General features: G+C 65.7%; 25 protein-coding genes and 1 tRNA gene. 17 read left to right on the top strand and 9 right to left on the bottom strand.

From position 1 onward, the window contains the following. The first annotated feature begins 5 nt into the window (after positions 1 to 5). From KAK88_RS08150 to KAK88_RS08085, 14 genes are all read left to right on the top strand, one after another. On the top strand, positions 6 to 392 hold the full coding sequence (locus KAK88_RS08150) for a hypothetical protein (RefSeq protein ID WP_242076259.1): 387 nt from the start codon (positions 6 to 8) through the stop codon (positions 390 to 392). 48 nt (positions 393 to 440) lie between these two features. Then, the gene (locus tag KAK88_RS08145) at positions 441 to 1,007 is read left to right on the top strand and encodes a hypothetical protein (protein WP_242076258.1); all 567 of its coding nucleotides are present in this window, start codon (positions 441 to 443) and stop codon (positions 1,005 to 1,007) included. After that, complete coding sequence (locus tag KAK88_RS08140) at positions 1,007 to 2,341, top strand: packaged DNA stabilization protein (protein ID WP_242076257.1); 1,335 nt, start codon at positions 1,007 to 1,009, stop codon at positions 2,339 to 2,341. Before KAK88_RS08145 ends, KAK88_RS08140 begins: the two co-directional genes overlap by 1 nt. Further along, positions 2,334 to 2,990: a hypothetical protein gene (locus tag KAK88_RS08135; protein WP_242076256.1), complete on the top strand. Its 657-nt coding sequence runs from the start codon at positions 2,334 to 2,336 to the stop codon at positions 2,988 to 2,990. Before KAK88_RS08140 ends, KAK88_RS08135 begins: the two co-directional genes overlap by 8 nt. Beyond that, positions 2,987 to 3,391, top strand: coding sequence for a hypothetical protein (locus tag KAK88_RS08130; RefSeq protein WP_242076255.1), 405 nt, complete (start codon positions 2,987 to 2,989; stop codon positions 3,389 to 3,391). Before KAK88_RS08135 ends, KAK88_RS08130 begins: the two co-directional genes overlap by 4 nt. Then, the gene (locus KAK88_RS08125) at positions 3,391 to 4,014 is read left to right on the top strand and encodes a hypothetical protein (protein WP_242076254.1); all 624 of its coding nucleotides are present in this window, start codon (positions 3,391 to 3,393) and stop codon (positions 4,012 to 4,014) included. The genes KAK88_RS08130 and KAK88_RS08125 overlap by 1 nt, the downstream gene beginning before the upstream one ends. Further along, a complete protein-coding gene (locus KAK88_RS08120) occupies positions 4,014 to 4,775 on the top strand; it encodes a hypothetical protein (RefSeq protein WP_242076253.1) in 762 nt (253 codons plus the stop codon). Before KAK88_RS08125 ends, KAK88_RS08120 begins: the two co-directional genes overlap by 1 nt. Beyond that, entirely contained in the window at positions 4,775 to 7,717 is a 2,943-nt protein-coding gene (locus tag KAK88_RS08115; protein WP_242076252.1) for a hypothetical protein, read from the top strand. The genes KAK88_RS08120 and KAK88_RS08115 overlap by 1 nt, the downstream gene beginning before the upstream one ends. 168 nt (positions 7,718 to 7,885) lie before the next feature. Beyond that, positions 7,886 to 9,610, top strand: coding sequence for a hypothetical protein (locus tag KAK88_RS08110; RefSeq protein ID WP_242076251.1), 1,725 nt, complete (start codon positions 7,886 to 7,888; stop codon positions 9,608 to 9,610). 37 nt (positions 9,611 to 9,647) lie between these two features. Further along, the gene (locus KAK88_RS08105) at positions 9,648 to 10,529 is read left to right on the top strand and encodes an FkbM family methyltransferase (RefSeq protein ID WP_242076250.1); all 882 of its coding nucleotides are present in this window, start codon (positions 9,648 to 9,650) and stop codon (positions 10,527 to 10,529) included. 52 nt (positions 10,530 to 10,581) lie between these two features. Continuing rightward, complete coding sequence (locus KAK88_RS08100; protein WP_242076249.1) at positions 10,582 to 10,911, top strand: hypothetical protein; 330 nt, start codon at positions 10,582 to 10,584, stop codon at positions 10,909 to 10,911. Continuing rightward, on the top strand, positions 10,908 to 11,444 hold the full coding sequence (locus KAK88_RS08095) for a hypothetical protein (protein WP_242076248.1): 537 nt from the start codon (positions 10,908 to 10,910) through the stop codon (positions 11,442 to 11,444). Before KAK88_RS08100 ends, KAK88_RS08095 begins: the two co-directional genes overlap by 4 nt. Positions 11,445 to 11,476: 32 nt before the next feature. Further along, a complete protein-coding gene (locus tag KAK88_RS08090) occupies positions 11,477 to 12,058 on the top strand; it encodes a glycoside hydrolase family 19 protein (RefSeq protein WP_242076247.1) in 582 nt (193 codons plus the stop codon). A gap of 252 nt (positions 12,059 to 12,310) precedes the next feature. Beyond that, positions 12,311 to 12,613, top strand: a complete 303-nt coding sequence (locus KAK88_RS08085; RefSeq protein ID WP_242076246.1) for a hypothetical protein — start codon at positions 12,311 to 12,313, stop codon at positions 12,611 to 12,613. Positions 12,614 to 12,705: 92 nt separating this feature from the next. Here KAK88_RS08085 and KAK88_RS08080 read toward each other — a convergent pair whose 3' ends face one another. The 6 genes from KAK88_RS08080 to KAK88_RS08055 form a co-directional block, all read right to left on the bottom strand. Then, the gene (locus KAK88_RS08080) at positions 12,706 to 12,942 is read right to left on the bottom strand and encodes a hypothetical protein (RefSeq protein WP_242076245.1); all 237 of its coding nucleotides are present in this window, start codon (positions 12,940 to 12,942) and stop codon (positions 12,706 to 12,708) included. 238 nt (positions 12,943 to 13,180) lie between these two features. Further along, on the bottom strand, positions 13,181 to 13,384 hold the full coding sequence (locus tag KAK88_RS08075; protein WP_242076244.1) for a hypothetical protein: 204 nt from the start codon (positions 13,382 to 13,384) through the stop codon (positions 13,181 to 13,183). 69 nt (positions 13,385 to 13,453) lie between these two features. Continuing rightward, positions 13,454 to 13,732, bottom strand: a complete 279-nt coding sequence (locus KAK88_RS08070) for a GIY-YIG nuclease family protein (protein WP_242076243.1) — start codon at positions 13,730 to 13,732, stop codon at positions 13,454 to 13,456. Positions 13,733 to 13,794: 62 nt separating this feature from the next. Further along, positions 13,795 to 13,869: transfer RNA gene (locus KAK88_RS08065), tRNA-Val, on the bottom strand. A 155-nt stretch (positions 13,870 to 14,024) separates the two neighbouring features. Beyond that, entirely contained in the window at positions 14,025 to 15,314 is a 1,290-nt protein-coding gene (locus tag KAK88_RS08060) for a dicarboxylate/amino acid:cation symporter (protein ID WP_242076242.1), read from the bottom strand. Positions 15,315 to 15,414: 100 nt separating this feature from the next. Continuing rightward, the gene (locus KAK88_RS08055; RefSeq protein WP_431307185.1) at positions 15,415 to 16,134 is read right to left on the bottom strand and encodes an HAD-IA family hydrolase; all 720 of its coding nucleotides are present in this window, start codon (positions 16,132 to 16,134) and stop codon (positions 15,415 to 15,417) included. Positions 16,135 to 16,192: 58 nt separating this feature from the next. On the opposite strand from KAK88_RS08055, the gene glmU reads away from it, so the two are divergent. Together glmU and rpiA are read left to right on the top strand one after the other, a co-directional pair. After that, positions 16,193 to 17,545, top strand: a complete 1,353-nt coding sequence (glmU, locus tag KAK88_RS08050; RefSeq protein ID WP_242076240.1) for a bifunctional UDP-N-acetylglucosamine diphosphorylase/glucosamine-1-phosphate N-acetyltransferase GlmU — start codon at positions 16,193 to 16,195, stop codon at positions 17,543 to 17,545. Continuing rightward, positions 17,542 to 18,225: a ribose-5-phosphate isomerase RpiA gene (rpiA, locus tag KAK88_RS08045; RefSeq protein ID WP_242076239.1), complete on the top strand. Its 684-nt coding sequence runs from the start codon at positions 17,542 to 17,544 to the stop codon at positions 18,223 to 18,225. The genes glmU and rpiA overlap by 4 nt, the downstream gene beginning before the upstream one ends. Here the strand turns inward: rpiA and KAK88_RS08040 are convergent. From KAK88_RS08040 to KAK88_RS08030, 3 genes are all read right to left on the bottom strand, one after another. Further along, the gene (locus KAK88_RS08040; RefSeq protein ID WP_242076238.1) at positions 18,222 to 18,791 is read right to left on the bottom strand and encodes a sugar transferase; all 570 of its coding nucleotides are present in this window, start codon (positions 18,789 to 18,791) and stop codon (positions 18,222 to 18,224) included. The two genes, rpiA and KAK88_RS08040, sit on opposite strands and share 4 nt — an antisense overlap. A gap of 172 nt (positions 18,792 to 18,963) precedes the next feature. Then, on the bottom strand, positions 18,964 to 19,461 hold the full coding sequence (locus KAK88_RS08035) for a hypothetical protein (RefSeq protein WP_242076237.1): 498 nt from the start codon (positions 19,459 to 19,461) through the stop codon (positions 18,964 to 18,966). Continuing rightward, positions 19,458 to 20,414, bottom strand: coding sequence for a M28 family peptidase (locus KAK88_RS08030; protein ID WP_242076236.1), 957 nt, complete (start codon positions 20,412 to 20,414; stop codon positions 19,458 to 19,460). Before KAK88_RS08030 ends, KAK88_RS08035 begins: the two co-directional genes overlap by 4 nt. A 120-nt stretch (positions 20,415 to 20,534) precedes the next feature. Between KAK88_RS08030 and ligA the strand changes: the two genes are divergently transcribed. Beyond that, positions 20,535 to 22,868: an NAD-dependent DNA ligase LigA gene (gene ligA, locus KAK88_RS08025; RefSeq protein ID WP_242076235.1), complete on the top strand. Its 2,334-nt coding sequence runs from the start codon at positions 20,535 to 20,537 to the stop codon at positions 22,866 to 22,868. The last annotated feature ends 96 nt before the right edge of the window (positions 22,869 to 22,964 follow it).

The following is a 22,964-nucleotide window of genomic DNA, read 5'->3' as shown; positions in this document are numbered from 1 at the left end:
TGAAAATGACCACCCAAGCCCGCGTGATTGGCCCAGCCTCCGAGCTGGGCCACTTCGACACCCTCAACTTCTTCGGCAACGAGATCGGCCGCGAGTTCACCGACGTGACGCTCACGCCCGATCAGCTGCGCAAAGCTGAGGGCAACCCCTACATCGAGATCAAGGGCGCCGACGACGCCCTGACCGATGAGGAACTGTGCAAGGCCAAGGAAGACGAAGCGGAGGCGGACAAGATCCGCGCTCGCCTCGCCGAGCTGGATGTGACCGTTGACGGTCGCGCCTCGCTCAAGACCCTGCGCGGTAAGCTGGACGCGGCCGAAAAGGCCGAGGCCAAGCGCCTGGAAGACGAAGCGGAAGCGGCTCGCAAGGCCGCCGAAGGCTCCGAGGACTGATCCTGACCGCCCCCGGCTTCGGCTGGGGGCGTCTCTTCGGAGGCGACCATGACCATCCGTGAGATCATCGCAGCCGCCATGCGCCGCGGCAAAATCCTTGCATCCGGCGAGACACCATCCGCAGATGAAGAGCGAGACATCCTCGCCCGCCTGCAATCCCTAATTCTGGAACACCCCGGCCTGACTGGCGCGCGCTGGCGCGACGTTTACGCCGCCTCTTCCGCCACGATCACCGCCCGCGACGGCGACCGCATCACCGTCAGCGTCTTCACTCCCACGATCGTCAAGCCGACAATCGAGACCTGGTGCGTCACGCGCCGGAATATGCCGCCCTTGTCTCGCATCCATGTGCTGGATGGCGCTGACGCCGGGCTGTTCCTGTTCTCGACCGAATGGCGCCGCGCCGACGCGTTGACGCTGGACGATTTGAACCCCTTCGGCGCCGACACCGACAACGGCTTTGTCGCGCAGCTCGCCGTCACCATCGCTGACGACTTCGGCGGCGAGATCGGCGCCAAGACCGTGCTGGAGGCCCAGCGCTCCGAGCGCACCATCCGGGGCCGTCTCTACCGCGACCGCGACTGCCGCCGCGAACTGCCTTGCGATTACGTCTGATGCAGCTCCCTTTCGGCCTGTCAGCCTATTCCCGCGCGAATGGGCGGCTTCCGCCTGTCCGGCTGGTCAATCTCTATCACGAGCAGGCCCCGACCTCGACAACCGGCGCCGTTCTGTTGCCGCGCCCGGGTCTCCAGCTTGAGTACGATCTTGGCGCGCCGATCCGGGGCCTTCGACGTGATGACGGCGTGTTCAACGGTGACCTGTTCGCCGTCGCTGGAAACAAGCTTTTCCGTGGGGAAGACCTTGTCGGATTAATCGAAGATGATACCTTCTCTGTCGAGTGGGCTTACACGGTCGATGGCCTGTGGATCGCCTCGGGCGGCATCGTCTATCAGTACGACGGCACGACCCTAACCCCCACAGCGTTTCCCGATAGCGCGCCGGTCATTTCGGTCTGCGACATCGACAACTTCCTGTTCGCAGTGCGTCAGGACACGGGAACGGTATATTTCCGCGTTCCCGGCGATACGACCTGGAACGCCTTGGACTTCTTCTCGGCCGAACGCGAGCCGGACCCCGCCATCGCCGTGCGCGCCTTGGCGGATGCCCTTTATGTGTTCGGCACGTCATCGATCGAGGCGTTCGGCATCACCGGCGATGTCGATCAGCCAGCCGTTCGCATCGAGGGCCTGGCGATCTCGCGCGGGTGCAAGGACCGCGACAGCATCTCGAAGCTGGACAATACCCTGTTTTTCACGGGTGAGGACAACATCGACTACCGCATAGACGGCGTGCCGCAGCGGATTTCCGATCACGGCATCGAGGAGCGGATTGAAGCCTCGGACATCGTCCAGGCCTTTTCGTATGCGCTCTCGGGCCACACGTTCCGGGTGATCCGCCTGGATAGCGAAGTGCTCGGCTATGACGTGGCGACGGGCCAGTGGCACCAACTGGATTGGCCAGTCCGTTCCGGCATCTATGACGGCAAACGGACATACGTCTCGGCCGGCACCGCCATTCATACGCTGCGGGACCGACCGGACGACAACGGCGCGACCTTCGAGCGCATCTTCACCGCTGTGGCGGCCACCGAAACCGTGGGGGCGTGCGACGCCATCGAGGTCACACTTTCGCCCGGCACGTCACCGATCGGCAGCGAGCCGGCGATCCTGCAAATGCGCTGGTCAGACGATCAGTCGCGCACGTGGTCCGACTGGAAGGAAGCGCAGACCGGGTTCGGCGGTCAGTATCGCAAGCGCGTTCGCTATCGCCGGCTGGGGATGATCGACGCGCCCGGCCGGGTCTTTGAGTTTCGCATGACCGATCCGGTTGAGATCCGGTTCTCGGGTGTCGAGATGAACCCGGCCGGCGGGGGCCGGTCGCGTGGCTGACGGGTTCAAGCTGCCGCGCATTCGGGCGGCGGACACGATCTCCGATAAGGCGGGCAAGGCGGCGAACGCTTTCGTGCGCTTCTGGGACACGGTGATGAAAGCGATCGAGCGTCAGGAGAACGCTCAAGATGGTGTTTTGAAACAGTTGGCGGAACAACTGGCGCTCATCCAGCAAGCCCAAGCGGCGGCCGCCGCTGCGCAGGAACGATCGGATGAGGCCTACGCGCGTGCCGATCTGGCGAACGGGGGGCGCTATATAGACCTCACCTCTCTCGCCGGCGGGTCCTCGGCGGGGTCGTCGCCACAGAATATCGCAACAGAGATGCTTTTGTCGCTGTCTGGTGTTCTGAGTGGTGGCTCGTTGAGCGCTAACGCCGAATGGACCGGGACAGCCACGCTGACCGAAACCAACTCGGGCGCCACACGCCCAATCGGCTCTCCCGTTCCCGTCACAGTTTCCAGCGCGGGTCTGCAAAACCCCGATGGATCATGGCAGGCGGAAGACAGTCTGCCGATCATCATTGATGGAAAAGGTGAGTTGACGGGAGTCGTCACTTACGCGCTCAGCGTCGCTAGAACTGGCGGACCAGCCTACGTCTCGGGCGCTGTGATCAGTGCGACGGCGGTGCTCACGCCGAAGGCCGCATGATCGCCACCGAAGCCGACATTCCCCTGATCCTGGATCTTTGCCGTGAAGCCCATGTCGGCTCTGTCTGGGAGGATGTGAAGGCTGGGTTCGACCCGATCAGCACAGAGACCTCCATTCGCGCGCTGATGGACAATCCTGACGCCCTGGTCTTGGTCTGTGACCGAGGCACGCTTTGGCTGGCTCGGTTTCCGCTCTGGTTCAATCATGCCGAGACCATCACCCGCGAGGTCTTCTTTTACGCCGCCAAGGGCGGGGACGCCTTGAGGCGCGAGGGCGAGCGATGGGCCGGGCCCGGCCTGACTGTGCTGAGCCGACACGACCGGACGGACCCCCGTCTCGACATCTATTACCGACGGGCCGGCTATCAGCCCATCGAGCATGATTTCATCCGGAGGGCCTGATGGGCGGAATCCTCGACATCTTCGGCGCGTCCAAGACCGCCAAGGCCCAGAAGCAGGCGGCTGACAAGTCGGCGGCTGCATCGCAATACGCCACCGATCAGTCGATGGCGCTACAGCGCGAGCAGTTCAACCGTATCTGGGAGGCCACGGCGCCCAGCCGCAAACTGGGCGACACAGCGACGGGCCAACTGCAAGGTCTGGCCGACGGCACGATCGACCCCACCAAATGGCTAGAGGCCAATCCCGGCTATCAGACCAACCTCCAGGCAGGCCAACGACAAATCAACGCCTCGGCGGCAGCGAAGGGTGGCTTACTCTCGGGCGACGCGGCGAAGGCCGGGCTAAAGTTCGGCGCCGACTATGCGACGGGCGTCTATAACCAAGAGCGCAACGCCCTGCTGGCGATGGCCGGGCTGGGTCAAACGGCGGTCAACACCGGCGCCCAAACGGGCCAGGCCACCGCCAACTCTAGCCAGAACGCGCTGCAACAGAACGCCCAGAACCTCGCCACGTCTTACGGGCAGAAAGCCGATGCGACAGCCGGCCTGTGGGGAACGATCACCGGCACGTTCGGCAACAACGCCTTGGCGAAATACGCCAAAATGTTCGCGGGAGGCTTCTGATGTCGGCTTTCGACACCTATCGCCAGATGCGCGACAGCACGCTTCAGAACAACCGGCTGGCTGAGCAAGATTTGCTTCGCGAGCAGGACCGGAACGCCCTGCGCATGGCCGGAACGCAATATGCCACCGGCGACGCCACCGGCGCCCGCAACGCCTTGCTGTCCAACGGCATGATCGACGAGGGTCTGCAGCTCGGTCGCTACGATCAGCAGGCGTCCCGTCAGGCCACACAGGACGCCCAGGCCCAGCGCGATCGGCATTTCGCGACACTGGTAGCCGGCGCCCAAGGTCTTCGACGTCTCCCGGCCGAGCAGCGCTGGCAGGCCTATCAGAGCCGCGTTCTGCCGATCCTTCAGCAGGACGGCGTGGATCAGTCGGTGATTTCCATGATCACCCCGGAGAGCCTGAGCGACATGGATCTCGACAGCCTGATCACGGCGGCGGGCGGCGAAGTCGAGCAACCCCGATACCTGCAAGGCCAGCGCGGCGCTCTGGATCGGATCGACCCCTACACCGGCGACCTGACCAATGTACGTCAGGCCACACGGGAAGACGCCCCGAACGGCTATCGCTGGACGGCTGACGGCGCGCTTGAGCCGATCGCAGGCGGGCCAGCCGACCCGCGCACCGCTGGCGCCCTCGCCGCCTCCCGCCGCGCGCCGAAAACCGGTCGCTCGGGTGGGCGCTCGTCCTCGGGTTCGGCCCGTTCATCCTCACCCGCCGCCGCGCCGGCTGGTCGTCCTTGGGAGCGCAGCTGGTAATGGCGGGTCCGACGCAAGGAGAGGTCTATGACGGCTATCGCTTCCTCGGGGGCGATCCGAAAGACCAGAACAACTGGGAGCAAGCTGCGCCTGTCGCTGCGCCGGAATACGGCAACGGCGCCCAGAAGCTCCCGAATGGCGACATCGTCCGCTATGGACCGCGCGGCGGCCTAACTGTGCTGCAGCAGGGTGGCGGCGACGGCGTCGGCAAGCTGACAGAAGGCCAAGGCAAGTCGATCCAGTATGGGCTGATGATGCGCGGCGCTGAGCAGGACTATCAGCAGGCCCGTCAGGAAGGCTACGACCCGGCCAGCCTGCGCAATCAGGCGGCGGCTGTCGCCGGCCTCATTCCGTTCGATGGCGACTATTTCGGCCGGCTGATCCGTGACGACGTGTCTGACCGGGGACGCCAGGCCGAGCTGCGCTGGGCGGAAGGTAATCTGCGCCAGTTGACCGGCGCTGCCGCGACAAACCCGGAAATCGCCCGCGTGGCCGCGATCAACTTCGACCGCGGCAACGATCAGCTAGCTGACCAGCGCTACCGCACCCGTTCCGAGACCTACAAGGGAACGCGCTTCGCGGCTGGCCCCGGCGCCTCGGCACTGGGCGACTATCCCGATGCGCCTGGCCGCCTCGCGGTAAATGAGAAAACCGGCCTGCCTGATTACGCCGGCATCGCCTCGACCGTTCAGGGCGTCGAGGGCGGCTATGAAATTGGCCCCGACGGCAGGCCTGTCGCCCCTGCCCCACAGGTTCCGACGCCTGGATCTTCGCCGCAAACCGCCATCGACATCGAAAGCGGCATCTCGCCCGACGAGATCCTCGCGCTGCTCCAGAATGGCGGCTGGGTCCGTCGTGGCGATGGAGAGCCGTTTGAAGCCACCGCCAGCCGGGGCGCACCCGAACAGGGCGCGCAATCCCTTCGGCCCGGCCTGAACCTCAATCCCGAGCCAACCGCAGAGCAAGGCGTCGAGCGCTATCGCCAAGAAGAAGGTGACGGCTTGGGTCGCAAAGCGACGGCATTCGGCCGTGGCGCCCTCGACACCATTACCTTCGGCCTATCCGATGAGATTGCAGCCGGGATCAACAGCGTCCTGCCTGCGCCGGATTCTGCTGGGACGCGCACCGGCTGGGGTGGTAATTTCGGAGATGCTTACCGACACAACGTGGCGCTAGAGCGCGGTCTCGCTAAGGCGGACTCCGAAGACACCCCCGTCAGTCGAGTAGCTGGACAAGTCGCCGGGGCTTTGGTTCCGGGTGGCGCGGTCTTGCGTGGGCTTGGTATTAGCGGCCGCGCCCTGGCCACGGCCCCGAACGCCTTGCGCGCTGCGGCGGCAGGCGGCGCTTATGGTGGGGCCTATGGCTTCGGCTCGGCGGAAGGAAACGCCCTTCAGCGGCTACCGGAGGCCGCGATCGGCGGCGGTGTCGGCGCGGCCGCTGGCGCTGTCGGCGCGCCCGTCGCCGGATTCATCGGTCGCCGCGTCGCCGCACCGGTCGGCAATGCCCTGCAAGCGGGCAATCGCTTCATCGGTCGGCAGGTCGGTCGCGCCGGCGAAGCCCTGAATGTTCCGGGCGCCGCCGCACTGACTGAGCGAGCTCAGCCGAACGCCTTACGCTCGGGGCTGAACCGTTTCGCCGATCGCATGGGGCCGCAGCGGGTCAACGCCTTGTCGGGCCGCGTGGATGAGCAGGCGGGCCTTGGCATCGACGCCACCGCCGTCGACGCGCTGGACGACGCCAGCCTGGGCCGCGTCCGTGCGCTGGCCACCCGCGACACCCCAGCCCGAGATCTCGCCGTCCGGTTCGCCGAAGGGCGCCGGGAACGTCTGCCCTCGCGCGTCCGTCGCATCGCCAGCGAGGAAGTGTCGTCAGACGCTCGCCCGACGCAGGCCGTCATGGACGATCTGGCCAAGACCCGTCGGGCCAACGCCGGCGCAATCAACGATTTTGGCGGCGACATGGTCGCGCTGGACGACAACGCCATCCAGGCGTTGCGCAGCGATCTGGCGCAAGGGGCTGTTCAGGCCGCCATTCGCCGCGCGCAAGGCTCCATCGACCCGGCCGAACGCGACGCCGCCAACCGGCTCGCCTCCTTGGCAGACACGGTACGGGACAACCCGGCCAGCGCCCGTCTGACGGTGCGCGAAGTTCAGGACATCTCGGCCGCCCTCCGCAACGCCGCCGACGGCGCGTTCCGCTCCAACGCCCCGGCCGACGGCCCGGTCCTCGCCAACCTCGGCAAGGCTGTCCGCGACGCCGGCCGCAACAGCTCCGAGGGCTATCGGAAGTGGCTGGGGCAGTATGCGGACGACAGCGATCTGCTGGAAGCCGCAACGACCGGCCGGAACTTCGTCTCCGTCAGCACCGATCCCGTTAGCGCCCGTTCGACCGACGCTTTCGTGGGCCGCGCCGCCGGCGGCACGCCCGGCGAGCTGACGGTCCAGCGCCAGGCGGCGGGGCAAGCCATGCAGGCGGCCGGGTCAAACCCGACCACGGCGCGCGGCGTGCTGTCCAATCTGGCCTATGACGATGATCAATATCGCCGGGCCGCGTCGATTGGCCTGGATGCCGACCGGCTCAAGGCTCGCGCCGGCGCTGAACTGCGCGCCGTGACCCAGGCCCAGCGCGCCAGCCCGCGCGTCGGCTCTGAAACCAGCACCAACGCTCAGGACGCAGGGGCGGCGGCCGGTCTATCCATTGGCGATCTGGCCAACCCGATCCGGGCGGCGGCGGGCGTCGCGCTCAACCGCATCCGCTCGCGCGGCTTCAACGATCAGGAAGCCCAAGCCATTGTCGAGGCGGTGATTGATCCGGCGCGGACCCAAGAGGTGATCGGCTTCCTGGCCCAGCGGATGACGAAGCGCGAGGCTCGAAACCTTCAGCGCGTGCTTCGCAAGCAGGTCACCACAGGCCTTCTGTCAGGCCAACAACCGTCAGCATGACGACCCAGAGCCAGAAGGCGGGCTGACGCACGAGCCACCCGGCCGCCCGCCCCCAAAGGCCTGCCATCGGCTTTGGCTTAACCGGCTCTCCGCCCTCGGAGACGAACCGGAACTCCCCCTCGATCACCTTCATGGGTCGATCTGTACCACAAAATCTGTGAGGTCCACATGGCCGCTGGCTTGCTCGCCATCAGCGCATACACGCCTGCGCGCGATCGCCTGGGACGCTTGGCCCCCGGCGCGCGGATGGATGTCTACGCCAACCGAACCACAACCCGCGTCACAGTTTATGCCGACGCCGGGCTAAGCACGCCCTTGACCAATCCGGTAATCGCCAACGCGTCGGGCCAGTTTCCGGCCGTTTGGGCGGATAGTGGCTCGGAAGAGTCCCCCGCACTCTACACCGTTGGGTACTCGCTTTCGACCGGGGCGAGCATTGGCAATCCCAGCGTCTTCGACGATGTCCAGCCGAGCGTCTCTCTGGACCTAGTCTCCGCTGAAACCCGAACCGATCTGACGGCGGGCAATGTCGTCGATCAGGCGGCGTTTCGGTCCAATATTGGATTGGCGCGCGCCTCAGCCAGCGAGGCTAAAGCCGGCACATCCGACATCCGCTCCATGACACCACTGGCGTCGAAGCTTCAGCTTCGTACCGTGGTCGAGCAGATTAATCCGCGCGAACCCCAGTTTGCTGGCGGCGCCACGGTTGATGGAGAGACGGACGCGCGAGCCGCCGTGCAGGCGGCGATCGACTACGCCAAGACGCTGGGGTCGAAGTTCAGCGGCGGTTGCATCAAGGTCAAGCTTCCAGCGGGCGTGACCTTCTTCGGATCGAAGCATCCAACCAAGGCCGATCGGGTCCTCGACCTGACCGGCTGCGACAACGTCGTGATTGAGGGCGAGGGCATTGGCGCGACCACGCTGAAGTTCAACCAGAACGTCCCCTTGTTCAAAAATGACGAGAACAAGGAGGCGCCGCTTTTCCAGACGATCCTGGCGCACTTCACCATCCTGGGGCCCTACCTCAAGGCGTCGAACCCGACCGCCAATCAGCTGGCGGACGGCATCATGCTGGGCGCCACAAACAGCTGCTTCATCGACAACGTGCGCGTTTATGCCTGTTCGAAGGCCATGCGCTGGCGCGACTCCTTCCACACCGAGATCTTCAATGCTCGGATCAATGGTCAGGGCGATCTGGCTTGCCGAGACGGCTTCTACGCCGATGAAGGTGATCCGGCCCTTGCCGAGAACGCGGTTGGCATCCACGGGGGCCGCATCTTCGGTTGCGGACGATATGGGTTCCGAGGTCTCTGCATCACGGGATCTAGCGTCTTCGGGCTGGAGGTGCTGGGTTGCGGCACGGCCGGCGTGTATTTCGGCGAAGGCGCGCTGGGCAAAGAGCTCAAGTGGTTCAGCTGGGTCGGCGGCCTGATCGACACCTGTCCGGACCTCTTGATCGTCAAAAGGGGGTCGGCGGCCCTCGCCCACTATCTGCACTTCAGCGGCCTGTGGATGGGGTACGCCTCCGAGGCGGCCCCGGGCCTAGGGACCGGCGTGGATTTTGAGGGCCTGGAGGACTGCACCTTCGCAGCCGACATGCTGGTGAACACCGATTATGCGGCGACGATCACCAACTGCAATCGCATCTATTTCGGCGCGCGAACGCTGGCCCAATACGACAAGCAGCACCTGGGCGCGCCCGCGATCGTTTGCAACAACACCGTCCGGTCGCGTTTCGACATCGGCACTGCCGTGCGCGACACTGGCTCGCCTTCGGCGACGACCTTCGTTGAGCAAGGCACGTCAAACCGCAACCTGATCACCGGCATCTTCGACCAAGCCGTGACGACTATCGGCGCGCAATCCAACAAGACCGGAACCATCATCGGCTGACAGTTGCGCCGTCGTCCGGTTGTGGCCATAATTCGTGATGGCCCAAGCTTTGATCGACTGCTCTGAAAATCTGCTCGGTCGTTACCGGGCGCCGATGCGTGACCTCACGCCGAGGCCCGGTTTCTTCACAAACTTCTTGGGGCTGCGCACACAGACAAGCTTGTTCCCGCACGCCGCGCCATTTGACGGCCAGGTGATTGGAGGCCTGCCTCGCCCGTCCGATCAGGTCTATGGTGGCGAGATCGAGTATGCCGCCCTCCTGTCAGCGATTGAGGATGGCGACGGGGAAACTTTCACTGCCATCGAACTGGGCGCGGCGTGGGGGCCATGGGTGTCTGCGGCCGGCGTCGTGTGCCGCCGCTCTGGTTACAAAGCCATCAATCTGATCGCCGTCGAGGCGTGCCGCATCAAGGTTCAGACCCTTAGAGATCATTTCGCGGCAAACGATCTGGACGTGCTTGAGCCGACGATCATCCACGGCGCGGCTTGGAAAGAAAATGGGACGCTTCGTTTCCCCAGCGCACTCGCCGTTGATGATTACGGCGCCCGCGCGGAAGAGCACGAAGGCATCGACTATCGCGGACATGCGCTCGCAACCGAGGCCGTCCCAGCCTTCTCGCTTCAGGCGATCTGCGGGAACCACCAGCGTATCGACTATATCCATTGGGACATTCAGGGCGCCGAATATGATGTCGCTGCATCAGCCGTCGACCTCATGCAGGAGCGCGTAGCTCGCGTCTGCATCGGAACTCATAGTCGGAAGATCGAGGGCGATCTGTTCCAGCTTTTCCACGGCATGGGATGGGATCTGCTTTGGGAACGCCCGTGTGGCTTCACCTACGATGCGACCAAGCCAACGCTAGAGGGAATGACCCATAGCGATGGTGAGCAGGTCTGGGCGAACCCTCACCTTCTATAGTGCGAGCCGCCGATTAAGGCTGTTCCGTCACAGTCTTAAGTCGGAGTGGCGGATGATTGACCCACGCGAACTTCCCGCGTTCTGGGGCCTGTGCGGCGGATTGCTGTCGGGGGCTGTGGGGCTGGTGACGGCCTATTCCGCAAAGGCGGGCAACCCGGTCGCTCAGCGCCGCGCCTGGCTCAATCTGGCCCTTGGCATTGTCGCGGGCCCCATCGTTGCCGAAGCCCTGACCCACGGCGTCATCTTGGCCCTAGTCCCCGTGCTCGACATGCGCGGCGTCGCCCTTGCCTTGGGCTGGATGGTGGCGAACGACCCTCGCTCGCTCTTTGACATGCTGACCCGCGTGGTGCGGGCGGTCTTCAACCAGGAGCCTCAGAAATGACCGCTCAAGTCCCCCACCTGCTGATGGTGCTCTACACGGGTATCGTGTTTCTCGCCTCTGGCGTCTGCCTGCTGGAGGTCTGCCGTCTGCTCGGAAAGGCCTATGAAAAGAAAGTTTCGGCGCCTTGGCCCTGGCGTCTGGCCCATTTGGTCGGAGCGGCCATCCTGTTCGGCTATGGCTGCGTAATCCTGTTTCCCGGCCAAGCGCTGAAGGTCCAGCACATGAGCCTGGGCCTTCCCCTCGTCGGCACGGTCGGGATCGTTGCCGCCCTCGCCTATCTGGATCACGTCATGGGTGAGCGGGAGCCGCCTCGCTGGACCGTCCAGATGATCCGGGTGTTGGCCCTGCTCGGCATGGAGGGATTGTCGCGCCGCGCCGCCTTTCTTCTGCCGGCCGCGCCGCTGGACGCTGCTGCGCCAGAAGATGAGGAAGACCCAAGGTCAAGAGCGGCGCGCATCGCCGTGCTGATGGGGTCGATTGCTGTCATTGCCGTAGTCGCCGGCTTCATACTGACCAACAGCGCCGGCGCTTAAGCAGCCATCTCACCACAATCTGGAGACTGACCATGCTCGACGCCCGTCGAATGCAGACGAACCTTCGCGTGCCCGTTGATGGGATTGTTGGGGCTGGAACTCTGACCGCTCTGTTCGCCAGAATGGGCGCCGCACCGACGATCGCCGCTGAGCTTGGCCTCGCCGCCAACGTCCACTTCCGCACCTACGGCATCCTCGACACTGGCCTGCGCCTGGCGCACTTCATGGGTCAGTGCTCGCATGAGAGCGGCGGCTTCCGGTACATGGAAGAGATCGCCAGTGGAGCCGCCTATGAGGGCCGTGTCGACCTCGGAAACACCCAGACAGGCGACGGCCGGCGCTACAAGGGGCGCGGCCCGATCCAGCTCACCGGCAGGGCCAACTATCGCCGCGTCGGTCGCCAGATCGGCATCGACCTCGAAAGCCGTCCCGAGATGGTCGCCTACCCGTCGATCGGTCTGCTGGTCGGCTGCGTCTATTGGGACAGCCGCAAGCTCAACGCCAAGGCCGATGCTGACGACCTGGAAGGACTGACTCGCGCCATAAACGGCGGCACGAACGGCTTGGCTGATCGCCGGGCCCAGACTGCGAAGGCCAAAGGGCTGATCCTGTGATCGCCGCCCTCGCCTTTCTCCGCTCTATCCCCCGCTTGCTTAGCCCGACGGCTTGGCTGATCGTCACCATCATCGCCGCCTTCGTCATGACCGGCGCCTATTGCTCCTACAGGGGCGCACAGGGCGAACGGGACCGTCAGGCGGTCCAGACACAGAAGACCGAGGCGAAGGCCTCCAGCGCGCGGGAAACCGCAGCCGGCGAGGCCTCCGTCGAAACCCCCATCATCAACGCCCGCGAAAAGGATCTCTCCGATGCGGTCAACTCGCTCCCTGATGCTGCCCCTAGCGCTCGCCGCGTCCGTCTTGCCTGCGAGCGGTTGCGCCACCAAGGCGCCGCAGAGCGCCTTCTACCCGAGCCCTGCCGATCTGCAGGTTGAGCCGAAGCCGATCCTGTCGCCCGAGGCGATCTATTCGGAGGCCGCGCTTGACGCCTACGACATCGCCATCGAGGCACGGGGCGACCGGCTGGCGGCCCAAGTTGGCCGCTTGTGCCGGTTCTTCGACACCATGGGGATGCGAGGGCTGGACTGTCCGCCACCTCCGCGACCGGGCTAGAACATCTCGTTGACCTCACCGAAATGATCCAGCGTCGAGCTTTGGCTCCGCTATCGAGGCCCGCTCTCTTCGGAGGGCGGGCTTTCGTTGTTTCAGCACTCTGCGAGAAACTCCGCCTCGGCCTCGGTGCCGATCCGCGTCCGGCCGCTGATCCAAACGTCCAGACCGCGATAATTCAGTCCGCCGTTGTTGCGGGTCTTCAGGTGCCGCCCAGCCTCTTGGACCATGAACCAGGTCCAATGCGCCACGATGAGGATCTTCGGCGCGGTCGCCTCGTCGATCAGCGCGTCGATCTCCTCCAGCGTCAGGTCCGGTTCGCCGGCGGCCATCGCCAGAACTCCTTCAGATGCCCGCCCGTCCCTTGGTGGCCAGATATGATGATGACCGGGCGGCGGTTGCCGCATCGCTTGCAGACCATCTTCGCGCGCATGTCGCGCAGCGGTGTGAAGCGCTGGCCTTGTGGCAGTTTTGCCCAAGCCGGGATGACGCGACTGCCGCACTGGCAGACCAGGGCGCATTGATCACCGCGGCGTATGTCATCGGGCGTCGTGTCGTCTCGATAGTGGGTCATCGCGCCTCAAAGCGACCGAGGCCCAGCACCATGGCTTGGCGAACAAGCCGATCGTTCTCTTCTTTCAGCACATAGGCGACGTTCGATCCCGGCCCCGGCGTCGCCGGAAGGCTGGGATGTGGCGCCGGGTTACGCACGACGCGGGCGGCAAGCTCAGCGTCCAGGCGCATCAGTTCTTCGGGTGAAAGGGGCTGGCCCATGATGTCCTCCGTCGCGCCACCGACGAAGGAGCCATACCTCACCGTGAACAGAATGAGAACATTCGATGTTTACGGAATCGCGCGACGGCCCAAGACGGCGTTGATGGAAGCCTGCGCGTCTCTGATCTGTCGAGGCCGCCGATGCTCATAGGCAAAGTCCATCAGATCGTCGGCGGGCGCGAACCACTCGCCGTGACGCCTGACCTCCCGGAAGCGAAGATGGAGCTCGGCCTCAAGACCGGCTGCGTTATCCGATCGAATGAGTGCGATCACGTTCAGCCGATCAGGACAGCCGCCTTGCAAAGCTCGCAGACGAGAAGATGGCTTAGCGGCCATGCCGATCTTCACCAGCCCGGTTGCTTCTGCCTGAATGATGTAGATGTAGCCGCTGCCAGGCCAGAGCCTGCGAATGGTGGACGCGGTAGGGATTGAACCTACGACCCCGCCCGTGTGAAGGGCGTGCTCTCCCGCTGAGCTACGCGTCCCCGGTTCATTCGCACCGGATGCAAGACCATAAGACGCTGACTTCGTGGAAGCCACCCCATCCGTGTGAACGAGGTGCTCTCCCGCTGAGCTACGCGTCCTTGCCTTGCGGAGGCGGCGACATAGCCCGGTCGCCGGCCCCGCGCAAGCGCCTGTTTCAGATTCCGGCGGCGCGGACGCCTTCGGGCGTATCGGCTTCCGGGTCGCCCGGCAGCCAGGCGACGTGACCGTTGTAGATGTCCTGGTTGAGGATGCCCTCTTCCTTGGCGACTAGAACCGGGACAAGCATCTGTCCGGTGACGTTGGTCGCGGTCCGCATCATGTCGATGATCCGATCGATCGCGACGATATAGCCGATGCCCTCGAGCGGGAGGCCGGCGGTCGACAGGGTCAGGGTCAGCATGACGATGCTGGTCCCCGGCACGCCGGCCGTTCCCAGCGACCCGAGCACCGCCGTCAGACCGATCAGGACGTATTGGGTCAGCGTCAAATCGATCTTGAAATACTGGGCGATGAAGATCGAGGCGATGGCCGGATAGATGGCCCCGCACCCGTCCATCTTCACATTGGCCCCCAACGGCACGGCGAAGGCGGCGTAGGCCTGGGGCACGCCCAGCCGTTCGACCGTCTGGCGAAGAGTGATCGGCAACGTGCCCAGCGAGGATGAGGTGGCAAATGCGGTCTGCTGGGCCGCGAAGGCGCCGCGGAAGAAGCTTGTCACCTTCAGCCCATGCACCTTCAGCAGGCCCGAATAGACGATCAGGATGTGGAACAGGCAGGCGGCGTAGATGGCCAGGATGAACTTCACCAGAGGCAGCAGCGCCTCCCAGCCGTAGCCGCCGACGACCGATCCGATCAGGCCGAACACGCCGATAGGCGTCAGCTGGATCACCCAGCGGGTGATGCGGAAGATGGTAGCCGCGCCCTCATCCACCAGACGCCGAACGCCCTGCGCCCGGTCGCCCAGCGCCACCAGGGCCATGCCGACCAGGGCCGAGAAGAAGATGATCTGCAACACCTTGCCTTCGGCCAGGGCGGCGAACGGATTGGTCGGCACGACGCCGATCAAGACTTCCAACGGGGTCGGGATTACGCGCTCTTTAACCTCGCCCAGCGGTAGGTTGGACAGGCCGACGCCCGGATTGATGATGTGACCGAAGGCGAAACCGACCAGCACAGCAAGCAGCGACGTGATGGCGAACCAGAGGATGGTCCGCACCCCCAACCGCACGGCCCCCGCCCCTTCCCCCAGCTTGGCGATGGAGCTGGCGATGGTGAACAGCACCAGCGGCGCCACCACCATGCGGATCAGGTTCAGATAGACGTCGCCGATCGGCTGAAGCCAGGTCTCGGCCCGCTCGCACAGGATCAGCCCGGCGATGATACCGAGGATGAAGCCGGCGGCGGTCCGCTGCCACAGCGGGATCTTGAAAAAGCGAGCGAGCATGACGGCACTTTCAACAGGGGTGCGCCAATCTGTCCATCGCCATGCCGATCCGCAACCGCAGCAGCGATCATTCAGCCGACAGATTTCCTGTCGGCTGGCTTCAGAATTTCAGCGCCCGCCGCACGTAGAAGTCGGAGAGAATGCCGTCGATCGCCTCTTCGACGTCCTCGAAAGCGTCGATCAGCACATCCCCGCCCAGGTCTTCGACGGGCGTCGGCGTAAAGCCGAAGGTCGTTAGAATGCAGGGCATACCGGCGTCTCTGGCGGCATCCGCGTCCGGCGCGGCGTCTCCCACCATGATGGCCCGTTCGGGATCGCCGCCCGCGATGGCGACGGCCTCCTTCAGATGGGCGCCTGAGGGCTTGCGCGCGCTGACCCGATCCGGCCCGACGATGGCGGCGAAATGTCGGGTCAGGTCCAGCTTGCCCAACAACAGCTCCGACAGGTCCGAACGCTTGTTGGTGGCCACGACCAGGATTGCGCCCCGCTCGCTGAGCCGCTCCAGCGTCTCGACCACGCCCTCGAAAGGCTGCGAGCCGTCGGCGATATGGGCGGCGTAATCGACCAGGAACCGCTCGAACAGTTCGTCGGACTTGGCCCGCTCGACCGGCGCGCCGGCGGCTTCGAAGCCGTGCACCAGCAGCGCCCGCGCGCCCGATCCGATCAGGGTCGAGGCGGACTCCATCGGCACGGGCGGCAACCTCTCCTCGACCAACATCCGGTTCAGCGTGCCGATCAGGTCCGGGGCGGAATCGACCAGCGTCCCATCCAGGTCGAAGGCGATGGTCCAGCCTTCCAGGTCGCGATCGCTCATCCACATCTCCCGCTGGCCCGCATGATGGGCTAGATCGCAGGACGACTAGACTGCGAGACGATTCATGACCAGCCAGACGCGCGCCCGCGCCGCCATCATTCTCGCCGCCGGCCAGGGTACGCGGATGAAGTCGCCGCTGCCCAAGGTGCTGCACCCCGTCGCCCACCGCGCCATGCTGGACCACGCCATCGATGCGGCGGAAGGCCTGGGGTGCGAACGCATCGTCGTCGTGGTCGGCAATCACTCGCCAGAGGTCCGGGCCCATGTGGTCAAACGGCTGGGCGAGGCCGCCATTGCGGTCCAGGACCCGCCGCTCGGCACCGGCCACGCCGTGCGCGCCGCCGAACAGGCGCTGGGCGGCTTCGACGGCGAGGTGGTCGTCACCTATGGCGACGTGCCCCTGCTGAAAGCCGCCGACATCGAGCCCGTGTTCAATGCGGACGGCGTGACCGTCATCGGGTTCGAGGCTCGCGATCCGGGCGCCTATGGCCGTCTGATCGTTGAAGGCGACACCCTGACCGCCATCACCGAGGCCAAGGAGGCGTCGCCAGACGTTCTCGCCATCACCGCCTGCAACTCCGGCGTCATGGCCGCGCCCGCGGCCTTGCTTTTCTCGCTGCTGGCCGAGGTGAAGAACGAAAACGCCAAGGGCGAATACTATCTGACGGATGTCGTCGCTCTGGCGCGGAAGGGCGGCCACCCGACCCGCGCCGTCTTCGCCGCAGAGGACGCGGTGATGGGCGTCAACTCCCAGGCCGAACTGGCTCAGGCCGAAGCCCTGTTCCAGAGCGTGCAGCGCGACACCTTCCTGGCGGCCGGCGTGACGATGGCGGCGCCCGACACCGTTCATTTCGCCTGGGACACCCGGATCGGCGGCGGGACTGTCGTCGAACCCTTCGTCGTCTTCGGCCCTGGTGCGGTCATCGAGGGCGGCGCGCGCATTCGCAGCTTCAGCCATGTCGAGGGGGCGCGGGTCGCGGCCGGGGCCGAAGTCGGTCCTTACGCGCGCCTGCGTTCCGGCGCGGACCTGGCGACCGGGGTCAAGGTCGGCAACTTCGTCGAGGTCAAGAACGTGAAGATGGCGGAAGGCGCCAAGGCCAATCACCTGGCCTATCTGGGCGACGGGTCGGTCGGCGCGGGCGCCAACGTCGGCGCAGGGACCATCTTCTGCAACTACGACGGCTTCAACAAGGCGCAGACCCAGGTCGGCGCCGGCGCCTTCGTCGGATCGAACTCCAGCCTGGTGGCGCCTGTCGTCATCGGCGACGGCGCCCTGATCGCTTCCGGCTCTGTCATCACCGAGGACGTGCCCGCCGAGGCCATGGCCTTCGGCCGCGCGCGCCAGACTGTCAAACCCGAAGCGGCCGCGGCTTTCCGTGTCGAAGCCAAGGCGAAGAAGGCTGCGAAATCCAAATGAGCGACCTCCAGAAGAAGAACGCCGGCCAGGCCGCCGCCGCCCACGTCGAGGCGGGCATGATCGTCGGCCTGGGCACGGGCTCGACGGCCGCCTGGTTCGTCAAGGCGCTGGCGGCGCGCAACCTGCCCGGCCTGCGCTGCGTGCCGACCTCGGAGAAGACTGCAGATCTCGCGCGCGAACTTGGGCTGACGTTGTCGACGCTGAAGGACACGCCGCGCATTGACCTGACCGTGGACGGCGCCGACGAGATCGGGCCGGGCCTGGCGCTGATCAAGGGCGGCGGCGCGGCCCTGCTGCGCGAGAAGCTGGTGTGGGAGGCCTCGGCCCGCTGCATCGTCATCGCCGACGCGGCCAAGGTGGTGCCTGTGCTGGGAACCTTCCCCCTACCGATCGAGGTCGTCGCCTTTGGTCACAAGACGACGGCCAACCGCATCGCCGATGTCCTGATCGACCACGACATCAACCAGCCGGCGCGCGTGCGCCAGGCGGATCGCGGCCTGGTCCGCACCGACGGCGGCAATCTGATCTATGACGCGGGCTGCAAGGCGATCCACGATCCGGTGCGCTTGGCCGACGATCTGAAACTGATCACCGGCGTGGTGGAGCACGGGCTGTTCCTGGACCTGGCGGACCTCGCCATCATCGGCACGGACGACGGCTTTGAGGAGCGTCTTCCCTAGGACACGCCCCGGCGGCTCAGCACCGCAGGAACCGTGCGCGCCAGGATCGCCAGATAGACGCCGATGCTCCGGTTTCTGACCAGCCAGACATCCATCGCAACCCGGCGTGGATAGGGCACAGCGTTGCGCCCCGAGACCTGCCACAGCCCCGTCAGGCCCGGGCGGACCGCGCAGTAGTCGGCCAGTCGCCGCCCGTATCGCGTCGCCTCGTCGATCACGATCGGTCGGGGGCCGACCAACGACATCTCGCCTCTCAACACATTGATCAGCTGCGGCAGTTCATCCAGGCTGAACCGTCGCAACAGGCGGCCCAACGACGTGACGCGCGGATCGTGTGTCAGCTTTCGCATCGCCTGCCATTCCGGATCAGAGGTTGACGGTAAGGCTTGCTCAGCCCCCATCCTCATGGAGCGAAACTTGAGACAGTCGAATAGTCGGCCGTCGCGCCCGATCCGCTGCTGACGAAAGATCGCGAAACCGCCGTCCTGCGCCCTGACGCCCAGAGCGATGACAACGAAGAGCGGCCAGGTCAGCAGCAGACCTGTCAGGGCGAAGACGACATCCATGGCGCGGGTCGAGTCGAGACGAACACGGCGCCGAGACGCACCGACGCCGCGTGTCGACGTCACATCGCAGCCGGCCAATTCCGATGTCGACATTCAGCGCCCCCAAGCGTCACCATGACCTGGGATTGCGAGATTGGCAATGTTGGCGCGTCGTCAGCATAGATTGCTCAGATCAGTCGCCGCCCCACCAGCTTAGTGTGAACGGCGTGCGACGACCGTTGACCGAAACCGTCCCGGTGACGACAGGCGTCTGATCTCCGAGATTGCGCCGCGCTGTCGCCAATGCGCCCTGATCAATCCGCGCCGACAACTCCACCGGGCCCATGCCGGGCGCGGAGCCGCGCATTTGGATCCGATCGTCGGTGACGACATAGACGTCCGGCAGAACCCTTGCCTCGCCCTGCGGCCCGGTCAGCGACAGGATCAGCGGCGGCGAAGCGCGAGAGCCACCTTCCCAGGCGGCGAAGGCCTCATCCTGCCCGATGAACAGCGATGCGACGGGCTGAATGGATTCGTCACCTGTCGGGCGATAGTCGCCCGAGATATCATTGCTCAGACGATGCTGGAACGTCGCTTCAGGCGTCGACGTCGGTGTCGCAGCGTCGCGCCGCTCGCATGCCGCCAGGCTCAACAAGCCCGCGACCGCAACGACCCCCCATGAAGACTTCATCGATCAAGCGCCCGGTCCAAGGCGCGGAACCCGGCGATGGCGATCTCGGTCGCGCTGGTGAAGATCGACGGCGTGATCCGGTCGAAGGTGTCGCTCGGTCGATGATAGTCGGGGTGATAGTCGACGCCCATGTACAGGAAGGGGACGCCCGCCTCGTGGAAGGCGCCATGATCGGAAGCGTCGACCCAGTTGTTCTCACCCGTATCCTGCGGGGTGTCCTTGCCGAAGGCGAAGGACACGGCCCCGTTCGACGTCACAGCCTCCAGCACGGGGCGCAGATTGGGGTGCTGATAGGTCCCGGTGACCCACAGATGGCCGTCCGTTTCCGCCCGCGCCGTCATGTCGAAGTTCAGGTTGAGGCTCAGTGACGACAGGGGCACCGGAGGCGCCTTGACGAACTCGCGAGCGCCCAACAGCCCCCGCTCCTCGCCGTCCAGCGCAAGGATCAGCACGCTGTGTTCTGGCGGTTGGGCCTTCAGTCGCGCCGCCAGTTCCAGCATCGTCGCTACGCCCGAGGCGTTGTCGTCGGCGCCATGGAAGATCTGACCGTCATTGACGCCGACATGGTCGTAGTGGGCCGTCACCACGATATAGCGGTCGGCGACGCGCGTTCCGGGAATCAGGCCGACGATGTTGACGCCGCTGAAAATCTTCACGCCCTCGCGCGTACGGCCCGGCGTCTCGAACCCCTGCAAACGCCCGAACGGCGGCGGCTGAACGCCCAAAGCCTCCAATCGCGAGACGATGTAGGCGCGCGCCCGCTCGCCGCCTTCCGAGCCGGTGTCGCGGCCCTGCATGTCGTCGGCGGACAGGATGCGAACGTCCTCCAGCAGTTGGCTGGAAACCGGCGCGACGGCGCCCGGAGCAGTCGGCGCTGTTGCGGGAACGGCGGCGCAGCCGCTGACGATCAGGGCGGCGCCAGCGACGAAGAGGCAGAGGGTCGAACGAGTCATACAGGCTCCGATAGGGACGCGCGAACCTAGCGAAGAGCGGACGGCGCGTCAGCCTACGGTTCTGTCATCATCGGCTTTGCGCGATGCACGCCCGGCGCGTCAGATGATATGACGACGGCCATGGCCAACGCGATTCCTCTCGAAGTCCCCATCGAAGACCTCACCGCCGAGACGGCCGCCGAGGCCCTGGCTTGGCTGGCCGCCGAAATGGCCCGTCACGACGCGCTGTACAACGAGGCGACGCCCGAGATTTCCGACGCCGAGTACGACGCTCTGCGCGCGCGCAACCTGGCGATCGAAACCGCCTTCCCTGATCTGGTCCGCCCCGACTCGCCGTCGAACAAGGTTGGAGCCGCCGCCTCAACCCAGTTCGCCGAGGTGCGCCACGGCGTGCCCATGCTGTCGCTGGACAACGCCTTCGACGAGGGCGAGGTGCGCGACTTCGTCGCCCGGATCGCCCGCTTCCTGAAACTGCCCGCCGACGAACCAATCGCCTTTGTCGCCGAGCCCAAGATCGACGGCCTGTCCGCCAATCTGCTCTATGTCGATGGCATGCTGACGATCGGCGCCACGCGGGGCGATGGCCGCGCGGGCGAGGACGTCACCGCCAATCTGAACACCATCACCGATGTGCAACAGACTTTGGCCGGCGACGACTGGCCCGACCGGATCGAGGTGCGTGGCGAAGTCTATGCGCCAAACGACGCCTTCGCCGCCTTTAACGCGGCCGCCGAGGCCGAAGGCCGCCGCACCTACGCCAACCCTCGCAACTTCGCCGCCGGCTCCCTGCGCCAGAAGGACGCCCGGATCACCGCCAAACGTCCGCTGAACTTCTTCGCTTACGCCTGGGGCGAACACTCCAGCGACTTCGCCGAGACCCAATGGGACGCCCTGCAAAAGCTCAAGGCCTGGGGGTTTCCCGTCAACGCCCGCTCGCGCCGGGTCGAGGGGGCCGAGGGCCTGATCGCCGCCTATCGCGAACTGGAACGCGACCGCGCGACCCTGGGCTATGACATCGACGGCGTGGTCTACAAGGTGGATCGCATCGACTGGCAACGCCGGCTGGGCTTCGTCGCCCGCAGCCCCCGCTGGGCCATCGCCCACAAATTCCCGGCACAGCAGGCGACCACTGTGCTGGAGGGCATCGACATCCAGGTCGGCCGCACCGGCTCCCTGACCCCCGTCGCCCGGCTGCATCCCGTCACCGTCGGCGGCGTGGTGGTTCGCAACGCCACCCTGCACAATGAAGACGAGATCGAGCGTCTGGACGTCCGCATCGGCGATACCGTCCGCCTGCAACGCGCCGGCGACGTCATCCCACAGATCCTGGGCGTGGTCCCCGAGTTACGCCCCGCAGACGCCGTGCCCTATGTCTTCCCTGAACACTGCCCCGTCTGCGGCTCGGAAGCCGTGCGCGACGGCGACGAGGTCAAACGTCGCTGCACCGGCGGCCTGATCTGCGACGCCCAGATCGTCGAACGGCTGAAGCATTTCGTCGGCCGTCGCGCCTTTGACATCGAGGGATTGGGCGAAAAGCAGCTGGTCGCCTTCCATGCGCGGGGCTGGATCAAGGAGCCCGCCGACATCTTCCGCCTGGCGCGCGACGAGGCGCGGCTGAAGGAGTTGGAGCGTGACGACGGCTATGGCGAGACCAGCATCCGCAACCTGGTCGCCGGCATCGACGCCCGCCGCGTCATTTCGCTGGACAGGTTCCTGTTCGGCCTGGGAATCCGCGACATCGGCGAACAGACGTCCATCGTCCTGGCCCGCGCCTTCGAGAGCTGGTCCGCGCTGAAGGCCGCCTGCCTCCAGGCCGCTTCGGGTGTGCCGTCCGACGCCTGGACCGCCCTGGCCGCCGCCCACGCCATATCACCCCGCGTCCTGACCCTGATGGCCGAGGCCGCGCCCCCCGCCGCCGATCCTTGGCCTGAGGCGACGATGGACATGAAGATCAGCCAGGCCTTCCCCGGCATGGCCGCCCCGGCCCGCCGGTCGCTGGCGACGATGACGGAAGATTGGTCCGGCCTGGTCGAACTGGCTCGGGTGGCGCGCGAGGACGCCCCGTCCGAAATCCTGAACCAGATCGCCGGCGTCACCGGGGTCGGCCCCGTCGCGGCGGAGGCCTTGGCCCACTTCTTCCACGAGCCGCACAATCTAAGGGTCGTGGAGGCTCTGGAAGCCGAACTGACCCAGATCCTCGACGCCGAACGCCCCAAGTCCGACACGGCGGTCGCCGGCAAGACCGTCGTCTTCACCGGCGCCCTGGAGCGCTTCACCCGCGACGAGGCCAAGGCCCGCGCTGAAAGCCTGGGCGCCAAGGTGTCGGGTTCGGTGTCGAAAAAGACCGACTACCTCGTCGCCGGCCCCGGCGCCGGCTCTAAGCTCAAGGACGCCGAGAAGCATAGCGTCCAAGTGCTGACCGAGGACGAATGGCTGGCGCTGATCGGCGGTTGAAGTTGACCTAAGGGTCGGTTTTCGTTGGTGATCGCCGGGGTTTTGGCCTTGTTTTCAACCGAAACCGCGATCAACGTCCGCTTCAACGGGCGGTGC

The organism is Brevundimonas diminuta, from assembly GCF_022654015.1.
In the GTDB taxonomy this organism is placed as follows: domain Bacteria; phylum Pseudomonadota; class Alphaproteobacteria; order Caulobacterales; family Caulobacteraceae; genus Brevundimonas; species Brevundimonas diminuta_C.
Note: the sequence above shows the minus strand (reverse complement) of the source record. Positions and strands in the feature narration are given on the sequence as shown.